Origin of the sequence: Qipengyuania sp. (genome assembly GCF_964227205.1) — a bacterium.
Lineage (GTDB): Bacteria > Pseudomonadota > Alphaproteobacteria > Sphingomonadales > Sphingomonadaceae > Qipengyuania.
The window spans coordinates 619909-644754 of the sequence record NZ_CAXQVB010000003.1; the positions used below are offsets into that span (position 1 = coordinate 619909).

The window sequence follows — 24846 nt, forward strand, 5'->3', positions numbered from 1 at the left end:
GCGGCCTAGTCGGCGCGAAACCGCCGCGCCGCCGCATCGGCCGGCGCGATCCCGTAGTCGATCCGGATCCGCACCCATTCGCCGACCATCGGGCGTCCGCCACGCTGCGGCGGGCGGACCTTGAACTGCCACGCCGCGGCCTGCACCGCCTTTGCGATGCCCGAGCCCTGCGGCGATTCGGCGACGACCACGCAATCCTCGACGCGATAGTCGGCAACGGTGCGGCAATCGATCAACCCCCAGCCGGGCCCCTGCGCGGTCGAGAGATAGCCAGCCAGCTCGTCGTCATAGGGTTCGCGATACCAGCGCGCGGCATAGAGCGGCTCGCCATGCGGGCCGCTGCCATCGATCCGCGGCGTGTCGCCGGGCGAGGGGGTGAAGCTGGGGCCATAGGCCTGCGGCCTGGCGGCGGGAGCGGGCGGAGCGGTGCGCGGGGCGCGGTCGAGCGAGAAATCATTGCGCAGGATCGGGCGCGGGGCGGCAAGCGGCGGCGACAGCGGGCGGCGCGGCGCCTCTTCCGCGGCTCGCGCTTGCGGCGGCGTGGGCATGGGCGGTGCCGCTTGCGCCTGCTCGGCGGGCGCGGGTGCGGGGACGGGCTCGTCCTCCGCTTCCTGTTGCTCGGCCGGGGTGGTGAACGCCACCAGCGTATCGGTCATCGCCACCACCTCGCGCTTCACCGAGCCGAGCGAGAGCAGCAGCAGGACCAGCAGCGCTTCGAAGACCAGCGCGAGCGCTATCGCCGGCAGCCGCTCGCGCAGGCCGGGATACAAGTCGGCATAGCGCTGGCGCAGCGAGGCAATCGGATCGGCGGGTGTGGTCACGGCTGGATGGCGAATTCGCGTTTGTGTCTCGGCGGTCCACCGGCGGGGCCGGTTCCAATGCATGCCCCACGCCTGGCCGAATGGGCGATTTCCGCCGCCGTGACAAGCGCAGCTTGCACGGGTGGCCCTGCGCAGCGACCCCGTGGCTGCGTGACGTCATCGTTAAAACGATCTCAACCCATCGCTGGCATAAGCCCGTCCACCACCGATTCCACCCGATCAGCGCCGGACCTGCCTAGTGATCGAAATCGAAGTCCAGAACGAAACGCATCAGAGCGTGCATCGCATCAAGGCGCTGACGGTGCCGCGTATCGGCGAGGGCATCCGCTTGCGCGAACCGGGCGGGCAATGGGCGTCCTACGACATCCTCGATGTGTGGTACCAGCAGGCCGAGTTCGGCGAGGTATGGGTACCCTATATCCATGTCCGCATGACCCCCGACGATATGCGTGGGGGCACCACGGGCGAGGCCAATCCGCTCGTCGACAAGGATCAGCAGGTTCCGATCGAGGATTTCCTCAAGAAGTTCGAAGGCGAACGCGAACACGAACCGGTCAAGCTCAATCTCGACCTGAGCGAGGCCGACTGAAGCAGGGCTCGCCGGGCCGGGCTCTGCGAGTTCGTCGACTACGGTAATCGGCTCGACGTCCCCGCTTTGCGTTTTCCGGCACCGGGCCTAGAGAAATGCGCATGGCCGATATCCCCTGCAAAGCATTCACCTTCGCGCTGCTTGCCTGCTGCGTGCTGCCCTCGCGTGTCGCGGCACAGGAACTGCCGCACCCCTGGTTGGATGCAGGCGCCCTGCGAACCGTTTCCAGCGAAGACGGCGTGACCGATCCCGCCGTGCGCGGTGTCTGGCAGAGCCGTGGCTATGGACGGATCCTCGCGATCGACGAGGACGGCCCGCGTCAATATGAGGTTGGCGCAAGCTGTTACAGCCCCGAACGCGGCGATCGTTCGCTCAGCGCGATGGATTCGGTCGGCTATCGCTATTTTCGTCTGCTCCCCGATGGCGAGAGTGCAATCTTCCAGTTGCTGCGCGGCGACACCAATGTGGTGTTCGACCGCTTGCCCGCACTGCCCGAAGCCTGCACCGAACCCGTCGATACGAGCCCGACGGGCGTTGCCGCAGCCTTTCTCGATGCATTCGAGCGGCATTACGCCTTCTTCGATCGTCGCCCACCCGACCATAAGGCGCGTGCCGCGCGCGTGCGCGCGACCTTGCGTCCCGACATGACCGATGCGGAATTATGGGACGCTCTGGCGGCCTATATGGACGGTCTCTCGGACAGTCACACCAAACTGATCGGCGAGGTGGACGGCGAACGGCGCCGAATCCAGGACGGACAGGGCGTGACGCTGCCGCGCGTGCGCGCGACCGAGGGCGGCGAGCGCGACTGGCTCATCGGCCTGATCGACCAGGCAGTGGACGAGCTCGGCGGTACCGCCCATCACACGGGGCGCGACCGCATCCTGTGGGGCGAGATCGACGGCCGCGTCGGTTACCTGCAAATCTTCCAGATGGGCGGGTTCACCGATCGCGAAGATTTCGGCAGCGACCAGTGGGCGGCGGCCGAATTGGCCGAATTCGACCGTATCATGGACGAAGCCTTCGCTGCCTTCGCGGCGACTGGAGTGAAGGGGGTCGTGCTCGACCTGTCGAACAATCGCGGTGGCTGGGACCAGATCGCCAAGGCCATCCCCGGCCGGTTCACCGATCGGGCCTATACCGGCTTTACTACCGTCACCCATGGTTCTGGCCTCGCGCCTTTCGCCCATACGATAGAACCTGCCGAGGGGCCCCGCTTCACCGGACCTGTCGCCGTCCTGACCAGCGACGTCACGGTCAGCGGCGGTGAACTTGCCACCCTGGCGCTGCGGCAGAACCCGCGGGTGGTCCAGATGGGCAGCACCACTCGCGGTTCCTTTTCGACCCCGCTGGCCAAACGGCTGCCCAATGGCTGGCTGCTCGAACTGTCGAATGAGGTGTTCGCTGCGCCCGACGGGACGGTCTTCGAGGAGCGGGGGTTGCCGGCTGCTGTCGAACTCGAAATCTTTCCAGCCAGTGCCCCGGTGGCAGGGCATTGGCAGGCGGTGCGCCACGCGGCGGGGCTCATCGCGCCCGAATAGTCCTGCATGGTCGGTACGCTCGCACTCGCGGTAGCTCAACGCTTGGGCGACATAGGTGCGACCGACCGTCAGCCATCCGCGAGAGCCGCGATCGTCCACTAACGTCTCGATGCGGGCGCCAGCCACCGAACCTTCGTTACCTTTGAGTGGTCATCGTTTCCGTTCAGGTGCTTCACAATCATGGTGCGTAGCGAGGGGTTTCTAGTCCTTGTCGTGGGCAGGCAGCTGATCGATGCGGTCGACCCAATTTGCTGCCGACCGGCGCCAGATCTGCGATGCGGGCGAGAGGGCCTCGCGCTGTCTGATGCTGCCCCAGCGTATGCCCCAGATCGCCGAATCCGCCCCTTCACCGGTCGTAAACAGAGGCGATCCGCAATTGTCACAGAAATACTGCAATCGCTTGCGACCATTGTCGCCATACCTGGTATAGCTCTTCGGCGATCCGGCGGTGATGGTTAGGTCTTTCTTTGCTGCACGAACCGTGACCCGATAGGCTGAGCCCGTCAGCGACTGACAATCCAGGCAATGACAAATCCGAACGAGCGCAGGGTCGATCGACGCTTCGTAGGTTACGCGCCCGCAATGGCATCGTCCATCAATGTTCATCATGGCCGCCTCGTCGAACCTGGCCGGTTGGAAGTCTCTCATACCACCTTTCGGCCCAAGGGCAGACAGTCCGCTACCACCCGGATACCAGGCGTGACGTTCACGCTCGCGGGGGCTGCCTTCTGTAGCTCAGCGCTTCGGCCACATGAATGCGGCCCACTTGCTCCGCTCCTGCCAGATCCGCGATCGTTCGCGCCACGCGCAGCATTCGCGTATAGCTGCGGGCCGAGAGCCGCATGGCGGTGGCGGCCTGCATCAGCAACTGGCGGCCCGCCTCATCAGGGCTGGCGAATTTTTCCAGCGCATCGCCGTCGAGCTCGGCATTGGTCCGCGCGCCGCTCGCCTCGGCACGGTCTGTCTGGCGCTGGCGCGCGTGCGCCACCCGCGCGGCGACTAGCTCGCTCCCTTCGGCAGGCGGGGGCAGCGCGAGGTCGGCGGCACTGACCGGATCGACCTCGACGTGCAGGTCGATGCGGTCGAGCATCGGGCCCGAGACCTTGCTTTGGTAGTCGGCGGCGCAGCGCGGCGCGCGGCTGCAGGCGAGCGCGGCATCGCCGAGATGTCCGCAGCGGCACGGGTTCATCGCCGCGACCAGCTGGACATTGGCGGGAAAGGTCACATGCGCATTGGCACGCGCAACATCGACCTGGCCCGTTTCGAGCGGCTGGCGCAGCGAATCGAGCACCGCCCGCTGGAACTCGGGCAACTCGTCGAGGAACAGTACGCCGAGGTGCGCGAGGCTGACCTCGCCCGGCTTCACGCGCAGCCCGCCACCGGTGAGCGCCGCCATGCTTGCCGAATGGTGCGGCGCGCGGAACGGGCGGCTGCGGCTGATGCGGCCTTCCTCGAGCGTGCCCGCCACCGATTGCACCATGCTCACCTCGAGCGCCTCGGCGGGCGAGAGCGGGGGAAGGATCCCCGGCAGGCAGCTGGCGAGCAGCGACTTGCCTGCCCCGGGAGGGCCGATCATCAGCAGGTTGTGTCCGCCCGCCGCGGCGATCTCCAACGCGCGCTTGGCGGTCTCCTGACCCTTGACCTGGCCGAGGTCGGCGCCGCCCGGCTCGCTTTCGACCACGCCGGGTTCGGGATCGGGGAGATGCTGGGTTCCTTTGAGATGATTGAGCAGGCTGGCGAGATCGGGAGCCGCGCAGACCGGCACCTCGCTCGCCCAGCGTGCCTCGGGGCCCTGCGCCTTGGGGCAAATCAGCCCTACCTCCTCCGCGCCGGCGTGGATCGCCGCAAGCAATACGCCGGACGAGGGGACGATCCGCGCATCGAGCGCCAGTTCGCCCACCGCGATCCAGTCGCCCAGCTGTTCGGCGTCGGTCACCCCCATCGCCGCGAGCAGCGCCAGCGCAATCGGCAGGTCGTAATGCGATCCTTCCTTGGGCAAGTCGGCCGGGGAGAGGTTGATCGTGATCCGCTTGGGCGGCAGCGCGAGCCCCATGCTGGCGAGCGCGGCGCGCACGCGTTCCTTGCTTTCGCCCACCGCCTTGTCGGCCAGGCCGACGATATTGAATTTCGGCAGGCCCGGCGCGACCGAGCACTGCACTTCCACGCCGCGTGCTTCGAGCCCCAGATAGGCCACGGTTTTGACAAGTGCGACCAGCGTTAACCCCTGCCTCCGTGTTCGCACCTAGACGATGGCGCGAAAGTGGTGGCTTGTCGAGGGGAAAGCACCTCCGGATCGGAGCTGAAGGATTATGCTTAACAGCAGGTTAGCCATAGGTCTTGAGCGGCTGGAAAGCGGGCGGGCGGCAAATACTTGCCATGTCCAGAATCGCCGCCCTCCTCCTGTCCGCCCTGGCCGCCTTGACCGCGGTCCCCACCTCCGCCCAATCGCTGACGCTGGTCAGCCTCCCGGTCGTCTATGTGTCGAACCCGGTGGTCCAGCAGACGCATCAGGGCCGTGCCCTCACACCCGCTGCCGTCGTTCGCCCGGTGCAGCCGCGGCAGGACGACAGGCAGGCACTCGCCGCGGTCCGGCCGCAGGTTTATCAGCCTGCCGCGCTGCCGGTGTGGAAGGCACCGCCCTTCATCGACCGCCGCTTCCGCGACTACAACCGCGGGATCGCGCAATATGGCCCGTTCCGCGTGATCGACGAGCGCCGCGTCGCGCTGGTCGGCGAAACCGACGGTTCGACCCCCGGCTTCTTCCGCGCGATGCTGCGCGACTTCCCCGGCCTCGAGCAGCTCGACATGGTCGAATGCCCCGGCACGCGCGACGACCGCGCCAATCTCAGCGTCGGCCGGATGATCCGCCAGGCGGGCCTGGTGACTCATGTCCCGGCGATCGGCTCGGTCCGTTCGGGTGCGGTCGAACTCTTCCTCGCCGGGGTCGAGCGCGACATCGCCGAGGGCGCCGAATTCGCCGTGCACAGCTGGATGGACCCCTATGGCCGCGAGGCTGCCGATTTCTCGATCGACGCCCCCGAAAACCGCCAGTATCTCGACTATTACCGCGAAATGGGCATGACCACCGAACAGGCGCGTGCCTTCTACGATTTCACCAATTCGGTGCCGCACCGCCGCGCGCTGTGGCTCGGCGCGAGCGACATGCGCCGCTGGTCGGGCCGCCCGCAGCAGGCCAAGACGCCGGCCCGCCGCAGCGTGGCGAAGCCGGTCCCGACGCTGGCCTATGCCAACGTCACTTTTTCTTGACGGGCGGGCTGCATTCGCCTAGGCGCGCGGCCCTGTAAGGCGGTCGCTCGCAGGGGCGGCCCTTTTTGTTGGCGCGATTCGTGTGTGCCGGCAGCCAACCAAATTTTTAGTAAGGACGATCCGATGAAGCGGACATTCCAGCCCTCGAACCTCGTGCGCTCGCGCCGCCACGGTTTCTTCGCACGCAAGGCTACCCCGGGTGGCCGCAAGGTCCTGCGCGCCCGCCGCGCCCGTGGCCGCAAGAAGCTCTGCGCGTAAGGTGATGCGCCGTGCCTGACGCGCGGCGACATTGACGACAAAGCCGACGGGCTCCCAATCGGGGGCCCGTTCGCGTATCTGGCTTTCATGCACCCTTCGCTCTCCGTCATCCGCAAGCGCGGCGATTTCCTCGCCGCGAATCGCGGGCTGCGCGTGGCGCGTCCGGGCTTCGTGCTGCTCGCCCGGCCGAACGCGGGGCAGGGCAAGCGCTATGGCATCACCGTGACCAAGAAGATCGGCAATGCCGTGGTGCGCAACCGGATGAAGCGGCGCTTTCGCGAACTGCTGTGGGCCGCGCTGCCCGATGCCGGCCTGCCCGATCACGATCACATCCTGATCGGCCGCGAAGGCGGGGTGGAACGCGATTTCGCCCTTCTGCGCGAAGAGCTCGCCGCCGCGCTGGCGCGGGCCGCCGAGGGGAAGGGCGATCGCCCGCGCACACCGCGCCACCGCCGGAGCCTGCGGGCATGAAGCAACTGCTGATCGCGATCGCCCGCCTGTGGCAAATCGGCCCGAGCCGGATCCTGCCGCCTTCGTGCCGCTACCATCCCTCGTGCAGCCAATACGCCATCGAGGCGCTGGGAAAATACGGCGCGATCAAGGGTGGATGGATGGCGGCGAAGCGTATATTGCGCTGCAATCCCTGGGGCGGCCACGGCCACGACCCGGTGCCCTAGAACTGTCTTGACAGGCTAAGACACCACCCCACATTCATGATTTCGACCGGACAAAGACGGGACCGACCTTGGACAACCATCGCAATTTGATCGTCGCCATTGCGCTCTCCTTCCTGCTGTTGGTGGGCTGGAACTCGGCGATGGAATATTTCTACCCGCAGCCGCAAGCACCGGTCGCGGGCAAGGCCGACACTCCGACCGAGCAGGCCGCCACGGCCGAGAACGCGACGCAGGCGCCGGCAACCCAGCACACCCGCACCGGCGGGCTCGTCGATCCCGAACTGCGAGCGCTCGAAAAGGCCGATCTCGAGACCGCGCTCGCCAGCCCCGACCGCCTGCCGATCGATGCTCCGCGCGTCGCCGGCTCGATCAACCTCAAGGGCGGGGTGATCGACGACGTCGTGCTCAAGGACCACATGGAAGGCACCGGCAAGGACAGCCAGCCGGTGCGCCTGTTCTCCCCCAACGGCACCCCGGCGCAGCAATTCGCGCAGTTCGGCTGGGTCGGCTCGAACCTCAAGGTGCCCGGGCCCGATACGTTGTGGCAGGCCGACGGCGAGGTCCTGACCGCCTCCACGCCCGTCACGCTGAGCTGGGACAATGGCGAAGGCCTGGTCTTCCGCATCCGCTATGCGATCGACGACAATTACATGTTCACCGCCACGCAGTCGGTGGCGAACACCGGCGCCAGTGCCGTCGTCGTCCAGCCCTTCGGCCTCGTCAACCGCACCAGCCGGACCGCCAGCCAGGACCTGTGGATCGCGCATTCGGGCCCGATCGGCGTGTTCGGCGACGCAGCCGATTACGATGTCGACTACGACGATGTCGACGAGGCGGGCCGCGTCAGTCCCGAAGGCCGCACCAGCTGGGCGGGCTTCACCGATATCTACTGGCTCGCCGCGCTGGTCCCGCAGGATGCGACCACGCCCGAGACGACCTTCCGCGCGCTGGGCAACGAGACCTATCGCGCCGACATGATCTATCAGCCCGAAACCATCGCACCGGGTCAGTCGCTGACACGGACCAGCCGCCTCTATGCCGGCGCCAAGGAAAGCGTGGTGCTCGACCGTTACGAGGATGCCGGGCTGCAGAAATTCGGCCTCGCGATCGACTGGGGCTGGTTCCGCTGGTTCGAGAAGCCGATGCTGTGGCTGCTACGCACGATCTACGATGCGGTGGGCAATTTCGGCATCGCGATCATCGCGCTGACCTTCATCGTGCGCGGGCTGATGTTCCCGATCGCGCAGAAGGGCTTCGCCAGCATGGCCTCGATGAAGGCGATCCAGCCGAAGATGAAGGCCATCCAGGAGCAGTACAAGGACGACAAGCAGGTCCAGCAGCAGAAGATCATGGAGCTGTACAAGACCGAGAAGGTCAATCCGGTCGCGGGTTGCCTGCCGATGCTGCTGCAGATCCCGGTGTTCTTCGCGCTCTACAAGGTGCTCGTGCTGGGCATCGAGATGCGCCACCGCGAATTCCTGTGGATCAAGGACCTTGCCGCGCCCGATCCGGCCAACCTCGCCAATGCGCTCTCGCTGGTCGGCATCCAGGTGCCGCAGTTCCTGATGATCGTCTTCGGCCTCGGCGTGCTCGCCGTGCTGCTCGGCTTCACCATGTGGCTGACCTTCAAGCTCAACCCCTCCGCGATGGATCCGATGCAGCAGCAGATTTTCAACATCATGCCGTGGATCCTGATGTTCGTCATGGCGCCCTTCGCGGCCGGCCTGCTGCTCTACTGGGTAACCTCCAACGTGCTCACGCTGGCGCAGCAGAAATATCTCTACTCGAAGCATCCGCAGATGCGCGCGATGATCGAGGAAGAGAAGGCGAAGAAGGCCGCCGAGGCGGCGAAGGCGGGCTGATGAGCGAGGAAGAAGCCGCCGCGCGGGCCGAGCTCGAACAGCGGGCGAACAAGCTGTTCTCGGGCCGGGTGGATTTCCTCCTCTCGGCCCCGCAATTGAAGTTCCTGCCCGAACCGACCGTGCCCGAGATCGCCTTCTGCGGGCGCTCCAACGTCGGCAAGAGCTCGCTGATCAATGCGCTCACCGGGCGCAAGGCGATTGCGCGCGCCTCGGTGACGCCGGGACGCACGCAGGAACTCAATTTCTTCGAGGTCGGCGATCCGACGCTGTTCCGCCTCGTCGACATGCCCGGATACGGCTTCGCCAAGGCGCCGGTGAAGGTGGTCGAGAAGTGGAAGACCCTCGTGAAGACCTATCTGCGCGGGCGCCCCGTGCTCGCGCGCACGCTGGTGCTGGTCGACGGGCGTCACGGCCCCAAGGACGTCGACCGCGAGATGATGAAGATGCTCGACGAAGCGGCCGTGGGCTACCGCGTCGTGCTGACCAAGGCCGACAAGATGAAGGCGAGCGAGCTGGCGAAGGTGGTCGCCGCGACCGAGGCCGAGGCGCGCAAGCATGTCGCCGCCTATCCCGAAATCCACGTCACCAGCGCGGAAAAGGGCATGGGCATCGGCGAGCTCCGCGCCGCGGTGCTGGGAGATACCGGGGTCTGAGCAACGCCCGCTCCCGGGCGCTCGGCTGCACCCGCCAATTGGCTCAGTTCGGGTGGGAAGCGGACGATCGTGGAGCTTACTTCTTTAGCCAGTCTCTGGTGAGGTGAATAAGGCGGTGCGATTGCGGGCGATCTAAGCCAAGGTATTCGTCTGTCCGGGCTTCTCTGGGCGGCTAGCGAGTGGGATAGCGAAGCGCTTGCCGCACATCTCCGATCCGCCGGACAATTGACGCCTGCTGCGCGGGAACTTAGCATTTCGCCATGTCGGAACCCCTTTCGATGGCCCGCAACAGGCACCGCGACCCGGTGGATTACGGCAACGCCATCGATCCAGATCTCTCGCCCCTCGAATACTTCACGATGATGCGGGTCAGGCTCGCGGAAATCGAGGATGAGACCTGCGCCCTGTCTGCCCGACCATTGCTTCTGGGGGCGACCAATCTGGTCGGTGAGCGTATTCGCGACGCGGCCAGTCTCGCCGATGCAATGCGTCTGTCCGCGCAAACCTATAACCTGCTCCATGGCGGGAGCTACAATCGCATCGAGCGCCACGGAGATCGGATCCTCTACCGGATCGACGATGCCGAATTTCCCTTTATCTTCGATGATGGCCCCCTGACCCGTGCAATGGTGATGGAAGGGGTCATGATCTTCGTTCACACGCTGTTGTCGATGTGGGCCGGATGCGACCTTACGCCGCAACTCCGTGCGGTCCACAGTCGCCGGGAACAGCGCGGCGCAGATGGAATGCTGGGATATTGGTCGGTGCCGGTTCGGCTGGGAGCACCAGCCTATATGCTGGAATATGCTGGTTCGGCAGCCGAACTCGTACCCCTGGCTCCGGCGCAAACGCTCAATTCCATCGACGTCTACGATCGGATCCTGGCTGAGTTCGTGGGACCGACAGGGTCCCCGACGAACGAGCGCGCCGATCTCGTATCGCGGGTGCGCAGCAAGCTGGAAGCCGGGATGGACGATCAGGCCAAGATCGCTCGCGCTCTCGGGATGAGCGTAGCCTCGCTGCGCCGACGGCTGTCCGCGGAGGGACTAAGTTTCCGGGCATTGAGAGCGGAAACGCTCGACCGCCGTGCCCGCCGATTGCTTGAAGCGGGCCGACCGCCCGAAGTCGTCGCAGACCTTCTCGGGTTTTCCGATATCCGCAGTTTCTCGCGCGCTTTCAAGCAATGGACGGGGACCACCCCGGCGAGGTACGCCGCAGAGGCTGTGAGCGAAAATGTCCTGCGGGATTGCGCGAGCGCGTCCTCGACACGATAGGCTCTCCCCCCGCACATCGGCCCCGAATTATCGGCCGCCGACCGAGGTGGCCGGACGGGGAGGACATCATGAATAAGGCGAAAAAGCGGGCGCGCCTCTTGAGCATTCTGTGTGCCACGACTGCATTGGTCCAGGCAATGCCGGCCTTGGCCCAGCAGGAAGTTCCGGCCGACGGGCCGATCGTCGAAAGCGCCAACACCATCATCGTCACCGCCCGCCGACGCGAGGAATCGCTTCAGGAAGTACCGATCGCGATTTCCGCCTATGACGACGAGGCGCTGTCGAACCTCCAGGCCGATACGCTGTCGGGTATCCAGTACGCCACGCCCAACCTGTATCTCGATCAGGGCGATGCCGGAAATGCCGTCATCTACATCCGCGGCGTCGGCCAGAACGATTCGCTCGCCTTCGCCGACCCGGGTGTCGGCGTCTATGTCGACGATGTCTTCATCGCCCGATCACAGGCGGCATTTCTCGAACTGTTCGACGTGGAACGGATCGAGGTTCTGCGCGGACCGCAAGGCACGCTTTACGGCCGCAACACGATTGGCGGCGCGATCAAATTCGTGTCTACCCGGCCGACCGATTACCTCTCGGGATATATGGAGGCGGGAGCCGGCGATTTCGGGTCGGTTACCGCCAAGGGACGGATCAGCGGCCCGGTCGCCGGAGACGTGCTCAAAGGCAAGCTGGCCGCCGCCTATACCCGGCGGGACGGGTATGCCCGCAACAGCGTCACCGGCAATGATGACGGTGATGTCGAGACGTTTGCAGGCCGGGCAACCCTCCTGCTCCAGCCGACCGACACCCTCGAATTCCTGCTCAGCGGCGATGTCCGGATCGATCGGCCGGACACGTCGCGCAGCCCCGTTCGCGAAACAGCGATAACCGGATTCGACGGCACCCGTAATGTCACCTTTGCGGCATCGAACGATCCCTATCGCGTCGATGTCAATGCCAATGGTCTCAACGATCAGACCGGTTACGGGATTGCGCTGACCACCCGCTTCGATGCCAGCGACCGCGTGACCCTGGAATCGATCACGGCCTTCAGGTCGTTCGAATTCGATCTGAATCTCGATACCGATGGGTCGCCGCTGCCGATTCTCGATATTCTGCTGCTGCAGGACCAGGAACAGTTCAGCCAGGAACTGCGGGCGACCTATGACGACCGGGACCGGTTCAGCCTGACCGCGGGCCTGTATTACTTCCACGATGACGACACGACCTTTTCGGGGGTCGACAATGGCGCAGCCACACTATTCGGCTTTCCGGTCACCGCGTTCGGGTTCCCGACGTCCAGCCTGGCAGAGACCCGCCAGAAGACCGACAGTTATGCGATCTTCGCCGATCTCACCTATGCGTTGACCCCCCGCCTCACCTTGTCGGCCGGGGCGCGGTATACCTGGGAAGACCGAACGTCCGCGCGCTTGTTCGAGAGCTTCTTCGACCCGACGGTCTCGGTCATCGAAAACACGCCCGATTTCCTGACGGGCATTGGCGTTGCCGGAACGCCGATCTCCGGCGAGGCGAGCTTCGAGGCGTTCACGCCGCGCGCTTCGATAAGCTATGATCTCAGCCAGGATGCCATGATTTACCTGTCCGCTTCACGCGGGTTCAAGAGTGGCGGGTTCGACGGTCGCGCGACGACCGATTTCGGGTTCAGGCCATTCCGTCCGGAATATGTCTGGAGCTACGAGGCAGGTGCGAAGACGAGCTGGCTCGACGATCGTCTCGTGCTGAATGCGGCGCTATTCTATAACGACTATACCGACGTCCAGGTCACGTCCTTCGGCTCCGATCCCGTGACCGGCGTATTCGTCAGCCTGTTCACCAATGCGGCGTCTTCGCGCGCCTATGGTGCCGAACTCGAACTCGCCGCGCGTCCCACCGACGAGCTGACTTTGACCGGATCGCTCGGCCTGCTCGATGCCAAATATCGCGAGTTCGACATCCTGGTCGGCGGTGTCGTAACCGATGTCAGCGACCGGCGCCCGGTCAATGCGCCCGATTTCAATGCCAGCCTGGGAGCCACATGGCAGCGGCCGATATCCGACCATCTGGCCCTGACGATTCATATCGACGGATCCTACCGGTCCGAAGTGGCCACGGAAATCACCGACTCTCCGGTACTGCGCCAGCCCGGATATGAACGGATCAACGGTTTCGTGGCGGTCGGCGATCGCGACGATCGCTGGGAACTGCGCGCCGGTGTGCAGAACCTCACCGACAACGCCGTACGCGTCCAGGGTTTCAACTTGTCCGATTTTCCGGGTGTGCAGCTTGGCTTCTACGGCGCCCCGGCCACCTACGATCTGCGCTTCTTCCTGCGCTTCTGATGACCCGGACCGAGCTTGAGGCAAAGGAACTGCTGGACCAGCAGTCCCAGGCGCTGCTGCGCGAATACGATGCGATGCGCGATGAATGGGCGGATCGCATCGAAGCGGAAGGAATGGCCGCATCGCGCGCCTTCGCCGATGCCGTCTTCGATCGCTTTCGCGGTGCCGATCGCGACGTAGCCCCGGCGCAGGTCGTCGACCTCGCGGTGCCTTGCGCCGATGGAGAACGAAACGCGCGCCTATATCGCCCGGCTGTTGCCGACGAGGGACCCGTGCCGCTAGCGCTGTTCCTTCATGGCGGTGGCTGGTCGCTTGGAGGGATTGCCGCCTACGACGGGTTGGCAGGGTCGCTGGCCGCGCTCAGCGATGTCGCGATCCTCAGCCTCGATTACAGGCTGTCTCCCGAACATCGCTTTCCCGACGGACTGAACGATGCGCAATGCGCGCTCGAATGGCTGTATCGCCATGGCGCGACGATCGGGGGCGATCCCGACCGGCTGGCGGTGATCGGCGACAGTGCCGGGGGCAATCTGGCCGCCGTGCTCGCTTGCAGATCTGCCCTTGGCATTGCTCCACCTCTGGCCTGCCAGGTCCTGATCTATCCCATGACCGACATCGCCAGCCCGCATGGCATGTTTCCCTCTCGCGCCCGGTTCGGACAAGGCAATCACTTCCTTGTCGCGGAAGCGATCGAGTTTGCGCGTGACAATTACCTCGGTGATAAAGTGAGCCTGGCGGGCGACCCGCGCGTTTCGCCGCTACTCGCGCCCATCCCCGCAAACCTGGCCCCCGCGATGATCGTAACGGCAGGTTGCGACCCCTTGTGCGACGAGGCGATCGCCTATCACGACAAGCTCTGTGCCGCGGGCGTCGAAAGTGTTCATCACTGTGCCGAGGAAACCATCCACGCCTTCCTGTCCTTCGGAGTGCTCGACGCTGCCCAGGACGTGCGTCGCAGGATCGCCGACTACCTCCATCGGGAGATGGGGCTCGCAAAACCGCAAAGCATGTCTGGAGGAGAGGGACGATGAACCGCGCTTGGATACTGCTGCTGGCGCTGTGTGCGCTCGCATGGGGGCCTTCTGCCCATGCCGGATCGACTACGCTGGAAGCGACATATTCCACCGGGATCGCCAACGGATGGGTACGCGTCGAACGCTGGCGCGACAATTTGACGGCTTTCACACAAGAAAGCTTCCCGACCGACGGGCGCGGCGATCAGACCGGCCAGCGGGCGACCTTCTTCGGCTCCGCTCGCCCGCATAGTTCGCGATTTCTTCTTTACTATGCTCCAAACTGGAACGTCGGCACGAAAGTCCCCGTCCTGCTCGTGCATGGTGCGAACCAGGATGCCGATGTCGCCTGGGCCGATCCGAATGAAGCGGGCAATTACGGCTGCGGCCGATCGAGCTGCCCGTCTACCGGTCTGATGCAGCAGCTGTCGGCCCAGGGCCATCGCGTCTTTGCCCTCGGGCTGCCGCATAAGAATGGCGACGGGTACTTCTGGTCCGAGCAGATTGCCGACGCGATTGCCGTCATCAAGTCCCGCACGGGCGCAGGCCAGGTCGATGTGGTGGCATGGTCGAAGGCGGCGTCGAACGCGCGCATGTATGTCTCGAGCGTGCGAAAGTCCTGGGGCACCGCCTATCGCGGCGATGTCCGCCGCCTGATCCTGCTGGGATCGGCGAACAATGGCATCGACTTGTCCTTCCGCCACGGATGGACGTTCAGCTTGACCGTCTATCCGGCCTGTGGAGGCGTGATCAACGGTCCGACGCCGCACGACAAGCTGGTCTGCTACGGCCTGTGGCGCTCGGGTGCGGAATGGACCTACGATTCGCCCTATTTCCCCGGCTCGGCGCAATTGCTCAAGGACTGGAGCGGCACCTACGGATTGCCGGTCAACGAACAGGACTGGTACACGACCTTCCACGGCGGACAGGGCTTCTACAGTTCGGGACCGGGCCTGGCAGCCTATCTGCCCAAATCGCTGGTCGACGTCATCCGCCAGGCCCCTTCACCCTCGGCTGTGCGGATCCACAATATATGTGGCGACCAAGCCGACATCGCGCTCCTCCACAATGAACATACCGGGCCGTCCGACGGGGTGGTGTTCATCGCGAGTTGCCGCGACACGGCCGGAATGACGACCCACGGCGGCAGTGTCACGGTGGCTGCCAACCATCTCGAGCTCGGCTGGGTCAGCACTTCGACCAATTATATTCTGCAATATCTCTCGGCACCATGAAACAGGGTGGAGGCATCGATAGGCGTGATTTCGTGCGGTCGCCATGCCTCGCTACGGCTTCGCCAAGGCGCCCGTAAAGGTGGTCGCCGCGACCGAGGCCGAGGCGCGCAAGCATGTCGCAGCCTCAATTCGGGCGGCCCTGCCAAGCGGCGCTTGGCGGGTTAACGGCAAGGCCCATCGCCCGTGGCCTTCGTGAAACCCGACTGTCGATCCCAGTGTCGGGCCGAGGTCTTGTAAAGTACCCCGGCCCGCTCTGGCCGAATGCCGGTTCACCGGGAAAGGCGAGCTTGTCGGCAAGCCGTCTTAGATGATCAGCTGGAGACGCGCGAAGACCGAAGGATCTTGTTCGAGGCATCAGTGACCACCTCATAAACCGATCCATCCGATCCGCGCAGTCGGCGAACCGTGTTCCCGGCCGAATTGACGGTCTCGTTGACCAGGCTCAGCCCCGAGCGTGCGAGATTGAATACCTGACCCGAACGCAGAATTCCTTGAGTCAGGTCCCCGACGGTGCCTACCGCTTGCGTAGCCACATCGCCGACCGTTCCAACCGTATTGTTGAGCGTGGAACCGAGCGTGCTTATGATTTCGGGGTTTTGATCGAGTGTCTGCAGCGTGCGCTCGACGATGCCGCGTACGTTATCGAGGCGAACCACGAGCGCGACCTGTGCCTCGACTCCCTTGATTGTCAGCTTGACCCCACCGATGTTGACATCGGCCCCGGCGCGCAGCTCGACAAGGTTGGCAACGCGGGCGTCGAGCGAGAGCTGGGCGTTGACGTCCTCAACCTCGAGAGTGATTTCCTCCACAGCCAGCTTCGGAACGTCGAGCAGGACATCGGGCTGCTGCTCTGCCGGGACCTCGCGCAGATAATCTAGCGTCTGGCTGCGCTCCTGTGCCATGGCTGGTTGGGCAAGCATCGCTGCGAGCGGCAGCGACATCATCGCCAAGTAGGTCTTCATTCTGGCGTCTCCTCTAAATTCGGCTGTGAAACATCGGGCGTCGACACGGGGGGTGCCTCGTACGGTGGGGATCGGCGCGCGGGTGGCGCCAGCGCATTGTCGATGCGCGCCTCCGCGTGAAGGCGGATCTCGAGATCTTCGTATTCGGCATCGCCTCCTGGCGCTGAGCGCTCGACAATCACTCGTGGCTCATCGGCGGACGGCTCCGTGTGAAGAACAATCGATGATGGTTCTTCACGCTCGATCGCGACGCTACGGGCGCGAATTTGTCCTACTATTTCAATGTCGGGAGGTGAGGCGCTCGGCTGGGCCGTTTCTGGCGCGGTCGAGGTGATAGCTGCGCTTTGGATTAGTAGAAGCAAGGCCAAATTCATGTTGCGATGAACGTGAGATAAACAGCCAAGTTCCCACTCAACATTCGGATCATGCGCTGCGGATTGGCTCGATCGGGCTTGCAAAGGCAGGGATGGGGGACTCCGTGAACCTCCGAAAGCCCGCAATCGGGTCGTTGGCTGCGAGTCGGCTTCCCGGCACCGACGGACCAGCCGGCACGGTGGAGATCAGGTCCGGACGATCGTCGTCGTCGAGCGGCTGCCGTCGTTCATTACGCAGGTTTCTTCCAGCTTCCTGTAGCCCGGCTCGATCCGCGCGACGCAGCGGCCCTTCCGGCCGATATTGTCGCTGTAGCTGTACCGGATCCTGTTCCCTTCGACCCGGCCTTCCGCGCGGCCGCGGATCGGTTCCTTGAAGCCCGGGATCGGGGTGCCATGGGTGACGAAGCTGAAGGCGCTGCCCTCCTGCGTGATCCGCAGCGTCGTGCCGTAGCCGTCGACCCATTCGCCGGTCAGATCGTTGTTGGACACACGCTGCGCAGTCTGCTGCGTCGTCTGCACCGGCAGGCTGGTCGCCGCGCGCGATACGGTGCGCTTGGCCTGCGTCAGGTCGACCTGGCTCTTCGATACTTCGCGGATCGCGGTTTCGATCACCGGCGCGGGCGTCTCGGCCTGTTCGCTCGCCTGCGCCAGCGCGCGGTTGGCGGTTTCCAGGCTGCGGTTGGTGTCCTCGAGCACCGCCTCGGTCCGCTTGAGCTCGACATTGGCTTTCTCGAGCCGGTCGGAGAGGCTGAAGATATAGAAGATCGCGATCGCCGAGCCGACCAGCGTGGCGATGATGCCCAGCGCGAAGATGGGGATCGCGGCCCTGCTCGACCGACCGAGCTTTTCGGTCAGGCTGTTCAGCGATTCGAGATCGTCCTCGGAGAATCGGCTGGTCATTCCTCCGTCTCCACTTCGGCGAGCCGCTGGATGATCGACGAAATGAGGTCGAACGACTTGTTGAGGAAATAGGAGACCCGCGCCGCCGATGCCGCGATCAGGCCGGTCGCCCCGAAGATGAGCGAGAGATCGAGCGCCCCGACCCCGTCCTCGGTGATGAGGCGGACGATCGCGATGACCAGCAGGATGAAGGAAATCAGGGCGCTGATCAGGTAGAGATACCGCTCGATGGCGAACATCCGCATCAGACGCTCGAGCGCGTCCAGAGTGCGATTGACCAAGTCGTTGCTGTTCAACACGACAATCCCTCCCCCCAAAGAGAAGCCGATAATGCATGATGCAGGAGAAATTGGAAGAGCGGACGCTGTCGGGGCAGTCGAATACCACGCGGATGCCAGTCTTTCTTCTGACCTGCGGCCGCAAACGACTTACCTCGCGAACAGCATGTCGTCGTTGGCGAAGGCCTTCATTTCCAGCGCATTGCCGCTGGGGTCGCGAAAGAACATCGTCGCCTGTTCGCCGGGCTGGCCCCTGAAGCGGATCGTCGGTTCGATGGCGAACTCCACGCCTGCCGCGGTCAGCCGGTCGGCAAGGGCCTGCCAGTCGTCCATTGCCAGCACGATGCCGAAATGCGGCACCGGCACGCCGTGGCCGTCGACATGGTTGCTCGCGCGGTCGCCCGCCTGTCCGCGCGCGAGATGCGCCACGATCTGGTGGCCGTAGAAATCGAAATCGACCCATTCGTCCGATGACCGACCCTCGCGGCAGCCCATGGCCGTGCCGTAGAATTCGCGGGCCTTGGCGAGGTCGTCGACAGGGAAGGCGAGGTGGAAGGGGCGCAGCGTCATGGCGGCTGTCGTAGGCCCAAGTCGAGCGGGAGAGAACCGTTTTCCTACAACTGCCATTTCTGCCTAGAGTGCGCGCCCCGGTCGCGAGGAGATCCGGGGAGTGGCCGGGACGCCCCATCGGTGTCACCCTGACGAGAATCGAAGGCAAGCCTCTGATCAAAAAGAAGAATGCTGCGCATGTGCGCGGGTGACCCGCTGTCACCTTCGTCACCCGGAGCCCTTCCACCCTGTTCAGCCTCGACAGTGCCAAGCTGAACCTCTACCGCCCCCGCAAGCAAGGTGGGATGCACGCATGAAACTGATCATCGGCAACAAGAACTATTCGAGCTGGTCGCTGCGCGGCTGGCTCGCGGCCAAGCAGTCCGGGGTCTCGTTCGAGGAGATCACCGTGCCGATGTTCGGCGAGGCGTGGGACGAGCTCAAGTCGAACGACGGGGGCACGCAGCCCTCGCACGGCAAGGTGCCGATCCTGTGGGACGAGGAGGCGGTGGTGTGGGACAGCCTCGCGATCCTCGAATATCTCGCCGACAAGGTCGGGCGCGACCGCTTCTGGCCAAAGGACCCGGTCGCGCGCGGCATGGCGCGCTCGATGGTTGCCGAGATGCATTCCTCCTATCAGGCGCTGCGCAGCGAATGTCCGATGAACGTGCGCCGGCGCTTCGAAGGCTTCGAGCCGAGCGAGGCCTGCCGGGGAGATATCCTGCGCATCCTCGGCCTGTGGGCGGAGGCGCGCAGCCGTTTCGGCAACGGCGGGCCCTTCCTGTTCGGCACTTTCGGCGCGGCGGACGTGTTCTTCGCCCCCGTCGTGTCACGCTTCATCAGCTACCAGATCCCGGTCCCCGGCTTCGCCGCCGCCTATATGCAGGCGGTATGGGAGCACGAGTGGCTGCAAACCTGGATCGAGGCATCGGAAAACGAAGAATGGGTCATCGAACAATACGAAACCATCGCCTGACCGCGCTGGCGGCGCTCGCCGCGCTTGCGACATGGCTGTTGCCAGCACAGGCGCAGGCCTGGGGCTTCTACGCGCACACTGTCACTGCCGATATCGCGCTGGAGAACGTGCGCCCCGATACGCGGGCCAAGATCGCGCGGCTGCTCGAGACCGCGCCGCAGCTCGGTACGCCCGAATGCGCGCTCGACACGCTGGAGGATGCGAGCGTCTGGCCCGATTGCCTGCGAGGGCAATACTGGCGCTGGGGCTATACCTTCGCCTGGCATTACCAGACCGAGCCCATCACCGAGCCCTACGACGCGCGCAAGAACTGCTCGGGTCAGGGCTGTGTCAGCGCACAGGTAGAGCGCAACGAGCGGATTCTCGCCGACGAGAGCCTGCCCGACAACGTCCGCCTCGAAGCGCTCGCCTTCCTTGTCCATTTCATCGGCGACATCCACATGCCGCTCCACTCGGGCGATCTCGACGATCGCGGCGGCAACGACCGCAAGGCCGATTACGGCATCGTGCCGGGCCTCAACCTTCACTGGATCTGGGACGGACCGCTCGCCGAACGCGCGATCAGTGGCGATCCGCCCATTGCCCGCCGCTATTCGCCAGCCGAACGCGCCGAGCTGGCAGGCGGGAACGCCGCCGACTGGGGCCGCGAGAGCTGGGAGATCGCGCGCAGCTTCGTCTATCCCGAGACCTTCGGCTGCGATCCATGCGCAGGCGAGCTGCCGCGCGAGACCGCGTTGTCGCAGGAACTGATCGCCCGCTCCGCGCCGATCGCGCGGCGCCGCGTGCTGCAGGCGGGTCTGCGGATGGCCGACTATCTCGACAAGGCTTTCGAACCCGGTCCGCTGGCGGTCGAGGAGGACCGTCGATGAGCACTGTCCTCGACCTCGCCAAGACGCTAATCGCCGCGCCCAGCGTCACGCCCGCGACCGGCGCAGTTTTCGACGCGCTGGAGGCGATGCTCGCTCCCCTCGGCTTCGAGGTGGCGCGGTTCACACGCGGCGAGGGTGAGGCCGGCACGCCCGAGGCGCCGGTCGAGAACCTCTTCGCCATCCGGCGCGGCCCCGAAGGATCGAAGCATTTCGCTTTTGCCGGACACCTCGACGTGGTGCCTCCCGGCAGCGGCTGGGCTTCCGAGCCCTTCGAGCCCGAGGTGCGCGGCGAGCTGCTCTACGGCCGCGGCGCGGTCGACATGAAGGGCGCGATCGCCTGCATGGTCGATGCGGTTGCCAAGGTGCCTGCCGATGCGGGGACGATCAGCTTCATCATCACCGGTGACGAGGAGGGGCCGGCACTGCACGGCACGCGCGCGCTGATCGACTTCATGCGCGCAGAAGGCCATCGGCCCGACTTGTGCCTCGTCGGCGAGCCGACATCCGTCAACCGGCTCGGCGACATGATGAAGATCGGCCGCCGCGGCTCGGTCAATATCTGGCTCGAGGTCGAGGGTACGCAGGGGCACGTCGCCTATCCGCATCTCGCCGACAATCCGATCCCCAAGCTCGTCGCCATGCTTGCCGAACTCGACGCGCTGGTGCTCGACGAGGGGACCGACTGGTTCCAGCCGTCCAATCTCGAGATCACCGATCTCGAGGTCGGCAACATGGCGCATAACGTCATCCCCGCGAAGGCCGAGGCGCGCATCTCGATCCGTTTCAACGACCGGCATTCGGGCGCATCGCTGTCGGAAAGGATTGGCGCCATCGCCCAAAAGCACGGTGGGCTGGCCAAGCCGATCATCTCGGGCGAGCCCTTCCTGACGCCGCCGGGTACCTTCTCGAACATCATCGCTGCCGCGGTGAAGGCGGAAACGGGGCTCGATCCCGAGCCCTCGACCACTGGCGGCACCTCCGACGCGCGCTTCCTGCGCGCCGTCTGCCCGGTGATCGAATTCGGCCTCACCAACGCAACCATGCACAAGCGCGACGAAGCGGTGGCCATCGAGGACCTTTCGACGCTAAGCCGCATCTACGCGCGGATTGCCAAGGACGCGCTGAGACAGGAATAATCCTCGTCATTGCGAGGAGCCGAAGGCGACGCGGCAATCCGGAGCGGGGCGCGTGACGCCCTGGAACGCCGCGGGGCTTCGCCCCTCGCGATGACGAAAAGAGGGGTTGGGAATATGCTGAAGACCTGGTTCGAAATTCCGCTGTGGCAGCGCGTGGTGACTGCGCTCATCCTCGGTGTGCTGACCGGCTGGGCCTGGGGCCCCGAAGCCGAGAGCATCAAGTGGATCGGCGATTTCTTCATCAAGTCGATCAAGATGCTGGTCGTCCCGCTGATCTTCTTCAGCCTCGTATCGGGCGTCGCCGCGATCGGCGACCTGCGCAAGCTCGGCGCGGTCGGGGGCAGGGCGCTGCTGCTGTTCGTGGTCACCGGCCAGATCGCGGTCTGGCTCGGCCTCGCGCTGGGCACGCTGGTCCAGCCCGGGGCGGGGGTCGATACCAGCGCGATCCAGATGGGCGCCACGCCCGAACCCAATCCGACCACCGCGGTCGACATGATTCTGTCGATCGTCCCGGAAAGCCCGGTGCAGGTGATGGCCGACGTTGCGGTGCTGCCGCTGATCGTTTTCTCAATGCTGATCGGCATCGGCATCCTGATGGCCAAGGACGACGGCCTGCCGGTCCAGAAGGTGTTCGATAGCGGCGCCATCATCATGCAGAAGGTCACCATGGTGGTGATGGAGCTGACTCCCTTCGGCGTCTTCGCGCTGATGGCGTGGGTGGCGGGCACGCTCGGGCTCGACGCGCTCGTCAGCCTCGCGAAGCTGGTCGGCCTCAATTACGCAGGCTGCCTGCTGATCATCTTCGTGATGTATTCGGCGATGATCAAGTTCCTCGCCAAGCTGCCCGTGCGCGATTTCTTCCGCGGCATCATCGACGCCATGGCAGTGAGCTATTCGACCGCCTCGTCCAACGCCACGCTGCCGGTGACCTTGCGCTGTGCCGAGCGCAATCTCGGCGTGTCGAACTCGGTGGCGAGCTTCGTCATTTCGCTGGGCGCGACGATCAACATGAACGGCACCGCGATGTATCTCGGCCTCGCCACCTTGTTCGGCGCGCAGATCTTCGGAGTCGATCTCAGCTGGGGCGACTATTTCCTCATCTCGATCCTCGCCACGCTCGGCGCAGTCGGCGCGGCGGGTATCCCGGGCGCGGGCCTCATTATGATGGCGCTGGTCTTCGGCGCGGTCGGCGTGCCGCTGGAAACGATCGCTTTCGTCGCCGGGGTCGACCGGATCATGGACATGATGCGGACCACCACCAACGTCAGCGGCGACGCCGCGGTGGCGACCACGGTGGCGGTGATGACGGGCGAGATCGATACCGAGGAGATGATCTCGGCGGACGATGTTTAGGCTCATCGGCGGTCTCGCTTGCGCGGCGACCTTAGGCTGCGCGTCTGAAACCGACCAACTAGCGCAAGAAGATATCGCTTTGTTGCGAGAGTCGCTGCCCGGCATCAACGAGATATGTGTCGATGCATTTAGAGGGGGCGGACTGAGTGCCATTCCACAAGATGTCCGCGAGTGTTTTCAAATGGAAAACAGCAAACGGTGGACCGGACTTTGGCTCGATGAGTTTGAAGGGTCTCGTTTCTGTGCAGCACCCGCCGATGAATTTTGCCACCGATAAGCTCTACAAGATCGAATTTATTGGCCGTCGAACTTCAAAGAGCGGCGCTTTCGGGCATTTGGGAGGCTCGGACAGAGAGGTTGTGGTGGAAGACCTTATACGGCTTGAGCCAGTGTCGGAGAGATAGACCTCACCGCCCCTTAGGCTTCTCCAGCACCTTCTTCCGGTAGCTGCACAAATCGGCGACCTTGCAGCGCCAGCACTCGGGCGTACGCGCCTTGCAGACATAGCGGCCATGCAGGATCAGCCAGTGATGCGCGCCGAGGCGGAAGGGCTGGGGGACGCGCTTCTCGAGTTTCGCCTCGACCTGTTCGGGCGTCTTGCCCTTGGCGAGCCCGGTGCGGTTGCCGACGCGGAAGATATGCGTGTCGACCGCGAAGGTCTCCTGCCCGAACCAGCAGTTGAGCACGACATTGGCGGTCTTGCGGCCGACGCCGGGCAGGCGGACAAGGTCCTCGCGCGTGTCGGGCACCTCGCCGCCATATTCGTCGACCAGCAGCTGGCTGAGCGCGATGACGTTCTTGGCCTTCGAATTGAACAGGCCGATCGTCTTGATGTGCTCCTTCAGCCCCTCCTCGCCCAGCTCGAGCATCTGCTGCGGCGTTTCGACCTTGCGGAACAGCGCGCGGGTCGCCTTGTTGACTCCGACATCGGTCGCTTGCGCCGACAGCGCGACCGCCACCACCAGCTGGTAGGCATTGCCATATTCGAGCTCGGTTTCGGGCGCGGGATTGTCCTCCGCCAACCGGCGGAAGAATTCGAAGATCTGGTCCTTGGTCATGGGTGCGGCTTGTTGGCCCTTTCGAGAGCGGCGAGTTTGGCCTCGACGCTCTCGTCGATCTCGTCGAGCCGGGCAAGATGCGCGCGCATATCCTCGATCTTCTGGTCGCGGCGGCGCTGCATGGCTTCGGAAAAGGCCGAGGCGATGATCCCGGTCGGCATGGCGACGAAGGCAATGCCCGACAGCGCGAGCACGCTGCCGAAAACCTTGCCGATCGCCGTCACCGGATAGGCATCGCCATAGCCGACCGTGGTCAGCGTGATGACCGACCACCACAACGCGCGCGGGATCGAGCCGAACACTTCGGGCTGGATATGCCCCTCGGCCATGTAGAGCGCGGTCGCCCCGACGAGCACGAAGACGAACGCGAGCGCCATGGTGACGATGAGATCGTCGGCGCGGTCGGCGATGGCGCCCCACACCGCCTTGATCGCATGGCTGAAGCGGCCGAACTTCATCACTGCAAAGACGCGCAGCAGGCGGATCGTGCGCAGCATGGCGGCGTCGGCGGTAACCAGCGGCAGCAGGGTGGAGACGACCACAAAGAGATCGATCAGCCCGATCGGCGAGCGAATGAAGGCCCAGCGCTTGGCCCAGTTGCTTGCGTCGCCCGGCTCCTCCGCCGCGGCATAGATCCGCGCCAGATACTCGAGCAGGAAAATCGCCCCGAAGGCGAGCTCCCCCAGCACCAGCGCGCGGTGCCATTGCGGCGGCAGCGTCGATTCGGTCGAGAGTGCGGCCGAGACGACGGCGGCGACGATGACGAGGATCAGCAGGCGGTTGAGCAGCGTCAGCCGTCCGTCGGGATGCGCCCCGACGAAGAGCTGGTTGTGCAATGTCCGGCGCAGTCCCGCCACGGCTT

At 64.8% G+C, this 24846-nt stretch carries 25 protein-coding genes; 16 read left to right on the forward strand and 9 right to left on the reverse strand.

What is annotated here, in order from left to right; all coding sequences use genetic code 11:
- Positions 1-5 precede the first annotated feature (5 nt).
- The gene (locus ACEQZ0_RS10600; RefSeq protein WP_370190746.1) at positions 6-821 is read right to left on the reverse strand and encodes a hypothetical protein; all 816 of its coding nucleotides are present in this window, start codon (positions 819-821) and stop codon (positions 6-8) included.
- A gap of 238 nt (positions 822-1059) precedes the next feature.
- Between ACEQZ0_RS10600 and ACEQZ0_RS10605 the strand changes: the two genes are divergently transcribed.
- Together ACEQZ0_RS10605 and ACEQZ0_RS10610 are read left to right on the forward strand one after the other, a co-directional pair.
- Complete coding sequence (locus ACEQZ0_RS10605; protein ID WP_370190747.1) at positions 1060-1410, forward strand: hypothetical protein; 351 nt, start codon at positions 1060-1062, stop codon at positions 1408-1410.
- A 101-nt stretch (positions 1411-1511) separates the two neighbouring features.
- Positions 1512-2951 carry a S41 family peptidase gene (locus tag ACEQZ0_RS10610; protein WP_370190748.1) on the forward strand — a complete coding sequence of 480 codons (1440 nt, stop codon included), beginning with the start codon at positions 1512-1514 and terminating at the stop codon, positions 2949-2951.
- Positions 2952-3152: 201 nt separating this feature from the next.
- Here the strand turns inward: ACEQZ0_RS10610 and ACEQZ0_RS10615 are convergent, their stop codons facing one another.
- Positions 3153-3599 (reverse strand): GFA family protein, encoded by a 447-nt coding sequence (locus ACEQZ0_RS10615; RefSeq protein ID WP_370190749.1) that lies wholly within the window; start codon positions 3597-3599, stop codon positions 3153-3155.
- Positions 3600-3657: 58 nt separating this feature from the next.
- Positions 3658-5166 (reverse strand): YifB family Mg chelatase-like AAA ATPase, encoded by a 1509-nt coding sequence (locus ACEQZ0_RS10620; protein ID WP_370190900.1) that lies wholly within the window; start codon positions 5164-5166, stop codon positions 3658-3660.
- Between the two features lie 161 nt (positions 5167-5327).
- Between ACEQZ0_RS10620 and ACEQZ0_RS10625 the strand changes: the two genes are divergently transcribed.
- The 10 genes from ACEQZ0_RS10625 (at position 5328) to ACEQZ0_RS10670 (ending at position 15529) form a co-directional block, all read left to right on the forward strand.
- Positions 5328-6218, forward strand: a complete 891-nt coding sequence (locus ACEQZ0_RS10625) for an alpha/beta hydrolase (protein WP_370190750.1) — start codon at positions 5328-5330, stop codon at positions 6216-6218.
- 123 nt (positions 6219-6341) lie between these two features.
- Positions 6342-6476: a 50S ribosomal protein L34 gene (gene rpmH / locus ACEQZ0_RS10630; protein ID WP_370031342.1), complete on the forward strand. Its 135-nt coding sequence runs from the start codon at positions 6342-6344 to the stop codon at positions 6474-6476.
- Between the two features lie 87 nt (positions 6477-6563).
- Positions 6564-6947, forward strand: coding sequence for a ribonuclease P protein component (gene rnpA, locus ACEQZ0_RS10635; protein WP_370190751.1), 384 nt, complete (start codon positions 6564-6566; stop codon positions 6945-6947).
- A complete protein-coding gene (gene yidD, locus ACEQZ0_RS10640; protein ID WP_370190752.1) occupies positions 6944-7153 on the forward strand; it encodes a membrane protein insertion efficiency factor YidD in 210 nt (69 codons plus the stop codon). The genes rnpA and yidD overlap by 4 nt, the downstream gene beginning before the upstream one ends.
- A gap of 68 nt (positions 7154-7221) precedes the next feature.
- A complete protein-coding gene (gene yidC, locus ACEQZ0_RS10645; protein WP_370190753.1) occupies positions 7222-9015 on the forward strand; it encodes a membrane protein insertase YidC in 1794 nt (597 codons plus the stop codon).
- A complete protein-coding gene (gene yihA / locus ACEQZ0_RS10650) occupies positions 9015-9668 on the forward strand; it encodes a ribosome biogenesis GTP-binding protein YihA/YsxC (protein ID WP_370190754.1) in 654 nt (217 codons plus the stop codon). Before yidC ends, yihA begins: the two co-directional genes overlap by 1 nt.
- A gap of 278 nt (positions 9669-9946) precedes the next feature.
- Complete coding sequence (locus ACEQZ0_RS10655; protein ID WP_372520109.1) at positions 9947-10942, forward strand: helix-turn-helix domain-containing protein; 996 nt, start codon at positions 9947-9949, stop codon at positions 10940-10942.
- Between the two features lie 68 nt (positions 10943-11010).
- Positions 11011-13281, forward strand: a complete 2271-nt coding sequence (locus ACEQZ0_RS10660; RefSeq protein ID WP_372520108.1) for a TonB-dependent receptor — start codon at positions 11011-11013, stop codon at positions 13279-13281.
- Positions 13281-14312, forward strand: coding sequence for an alpha/beta hydrolase (locus ACEQZ0_RS10665; RefSeq protein ID WP_370190757.1), 1032 nt, complete (start codon positions 13281-13283; stop codon positions 14310-14312). The genes ACEQZ0_RS10660 and ACEQZ0_RS10665 overlap by 1 nt, the downstream gene beginning before the upstream one ends.
- A complete protein-coding gene (locus tag ACEQZ0_RS10670; protein ID WP_370190758.1) occupies positions 14309-15529 on the forward strand; it encodes an esterase/lipase family protein in 1221 nt (406 codons plus the stop codon). Before ACEQZ0_RS10665 ends, ACEQZ0_RS10670 begins: the two co-directional genes overlap by 4 nt.
- 311 nt (positions 15530-15840) lie before the next feature.
- Here ACEQZ0_RS10670 and ACEQZ0_RS10675 read toward each other — a convergent pair whose 3' ends face one another.
- The 4 genes from ACEQZ0_RS10675 to ACEQZ0_RS10690 form a co-directional block, all read right to left on the reverse strand.
- Positions 15841-16491, reverse strand: a complete 651-nt coding sequence (locus ACEQZ0_RS10675; protein WP_370190759.1) for a hypothetical protein — start codon at positions 16489-16491, stop codon at positions 15841-15843.
- Between the two features lie 560 nt (positions 16492-17051).
- Positions 17052-17765: a hypothetical protein gene (locus ACEQZ0_RS10680; protein ID WP_370190760.1), complete on the reverse strand. Its 714-nt coding sequence runs from the start codon at positions 17763-17765 to the stop codon at positions 17052-17054.
- The gene (locus ACEQZ0_RS10685; RefSeq protein WP_370190761.1) at positions 17762-18061 is read right to left on the reverse strand and encodes a hypothetical protein; all 300 of its coding nucleotides are present in this window, start codon (positions 18059-18061) and stop codon (positions 17762-17764) included. Before ACEQZ0_RS10685 ends, ACEQZ0_RS10680 begins: the two co-directional genes overlap by 4 nt.
- Before the next feature lie 132 nt (positions 18062-18193).
- On the reverse strand, positions 18194-18613 hold the full coding sequence (locus tag ACEQZ0_RS10690; RefSeq protein ID WP_370190762.1) for a VOC family protein: 420 nt from the start codon (positions 18611-18613) through the stop codon (positions 18194-18196).
- Positions 18614-18905: 292 nt separating this feature from the next.
- Between ACEQZ0_RS10690 and ACEQZ0_RS10695 the strand changes: the two genes are divergently transcribed.
- The 4 genes from ACEQZ0_RS10695 (at position 18906) to ACEQZ0_RS10710 (ending at position 22926) form a co-directional block, all read left to right on the forward strand.
- Entirely contained in the window at positions 18906-19568 is a 663-nt protein-coding gene (locus ACEQZ0_RS10695) for a glutathione S-transferase family protein (RefSeq protein WP_370190763.1), read from the forward strand.
- Positions 19535-20437: a S1/P1 nuclease gene (locus tag ACEQZ0_RS10700; RefSeq protein WP_370190764.1), complete on the forward strand. Its 903-nt coding sequence runs from the start codon at positions 19535-19537 to the stop codon at positions 20435-20437. The genes ACEQZ0_RS10695 and ACEQZ0_RS10700 overlap by 34 nt, the downstream gene beginning before the upstream one ends.
- Positions 20434-21573 carry a succinyl-diaminopimelate desuccinylase gene (gene dapE / locus ACEQZ0_RS10705; protein WP_370190765.1) on the forward strand — a complete coding sequence of 380 codons (1140 nt, stop codon included), beginning with the start codon at positions 20434-20436 and terminating at the stop codon, positions 21571-21573. The genes ACEQZ0_RS10700 and dapE overlap by 4 nt, the downstream gene beginning before the upstream one ends.
- 114 nt (positions 21574-21687) lie before the next feature.
- Complete coding sequence (locus ACEQZ0_RS10710) at positions 21688-22926, forward strand: dicarboxylate/amino acid:cation symporter (RefSeq protein WP_370190766.1); 1239 nt, start codon at positions 21688-21690, stop codon at positions 22924-22926.
- 407 nt (positions 22927-23333) lie between these two features.
- Here the strand turns inward: ACEQZ0_RS10710 and nth are convergent, their stop codons facing one another.
- Together nth and ACEQZ0_RS10720 are read right to left on the reverse strand one after the other, a co-directional pair.
- Positions 23334-23984 (reverse strand): endonuclease III, encoded by a 651-nt coding sequence (gene nth, locus ACEQZ0_RS10715; protein WP_370190767.1) that lies wholly within the window; start codon positions 23982-23984, stop codon positions 23334-23336.
- Complete coding sequence (locus ACEQZ0_RS10720; protein WP_370190768.1) at positions 23981-24841, reverse strand: ion transporter; 861 nt, start codon at positions 24839-24841, stop codon at positions 23981-23983. Before ACEQZ0_RS10720 ends, nth begins: the two co-directional genes overlap by 4 nt.
- Between the last annotated feature and the right edge of the window lie 5 nt (positions 24842-24846).

Bases quoted from the DNA above. Each gene is read 5' to 3' on its own strand.
- ACEQZ0_RS10610 (WP_370190748.1), top strand. From the start codon at position 1,512: ATGGCCGATATCCCCTGCAAAGCATTCACCTTCGCGCTGCTTGCCTGC.
- ACEQZ0_RS10615 (WP_370190749.1), bottom strand. From the start codon at position 3,599: ATGAGAGACTTCCAACCGGCCAGGTTCGACGAGGCGGCCATGATGAAC.
- ACEQZ0_RS10625 (WP_370190750.1), top strand. From the start codon at position 5,328: ATGTCCAGAATCGCCGCCCTCCTCCTGTCCGCCCTGGCCGCCTTGACC.
- rpmH (WP_370031342.1), top strand. From the start codon at position 6,342: ATGAAGCGGACATTCCAGCCCTCGAACCTCGTGCGCTCGCGCCGCCAC.
- rnpA (WP_370190751.1), top strand. From the start codon at position 6,564: ATGCACCCTTCGCTCTCCGTCATCCGCAAGCGCGGCGATTTCCTCGCC.
- yidD (WP_370190752.1), top strand. From the start codon at position 6,944: ATGAAGCAACTGCTGATCGCGATCGCCCGCCTGTGGCAAATCGGCCCG.
- yihA (WP_370190754.1), top strand. From the start codon at position 9,015: ATGAGCGAGGAAGAAGCCGCCGCGCGGGCCGAGCTCGAACAGCGGGCG.
- ACEQZ0_RS10655 (WP_372520109.1), top strand. From the start codon at position 9,947: ATGGCCCGCAACAGGCACCGCGACCCGGTGGATTACGGCAACGCCATC.
- ACEQZ0_RS10660 (WP_372520108.1), top strand. From the start codon at position 11,011: ATGAATAAGGCGAAAAAGCGGGCGCGCCTCTTGAGCATTCTGTGTGCC.
- ACEQZ0_RS10665 (WP_370190757.1), top strand. From the start codon at position 13,281: ATGACCCGGACCGAGCTTGAGGCAAAGGAACTGCTGGACCAGCAGTCC.
- ACEQZ0_RS10670 (WP_370190758.1), top strand. From the start codon at position 14,309: ATGAACCGCGCTTGGATACTGCTGCTGGCGCTGTGTGCGCTCGCATGG.
- ACEQZ0_RS10675 (WP_370190759.1), bottom strand. From the start codon at position 16,491: ATGAAGACCTACTTGGCGATGATGTCGCTGCCGCTCGCAGCGATGCTT.
- ACEQZ0_RS10680 (WP_370190760.1), bottom strand. From the start codon at position 17,765: ATGACCAGCCGATTCTCCGAGGACGATCTCGAATCGCTGAACAGCCTG.
- ACEQZ0_RS10690 (WP_370190762.1), bottom strand. From the start codon at position 18,613: ATGACGCTGCGCCCCTTCCACCTCGCCTTCCCTGTCGACGACCTCGCC.
- ACEQZ0_RS10695 (WP_370190763.1), top strand. From the start codon at position 18,906: ATGAAACTGATCATCGGCAACAAGAACTATTCGAGCTGGTCGCTGCGC.
- ACEQZ0_RS10700 (WP_370190764.1), top strand. From the start codon at position 19,535: ATGGGTCATCGAACAATACGAAACCATCGCCTGACCGCGCTGGCGGCG.
- dapE (WP_370190765.1), top strand. From the start codon at position 20,434: ATGAGCACTGTCCTCGACCTCGCCAAGACGCTAATCGCCGCGCCCAGC.
- ACEQZ0_RS10710 (WP_370190766.1), top strand. From the start codon at position 21,688: ATGCTGAAGACCTGGTTCGAAATTCCGCTGTGGCAGCGCGTGGTGACT.
- nth (WP_370190767.1), bottom strand. From the start codon at position 23,984: ATGACCAAGGACCAGATCTTCGAATTCTTCCGCCGGTTGGCGGAGGAC.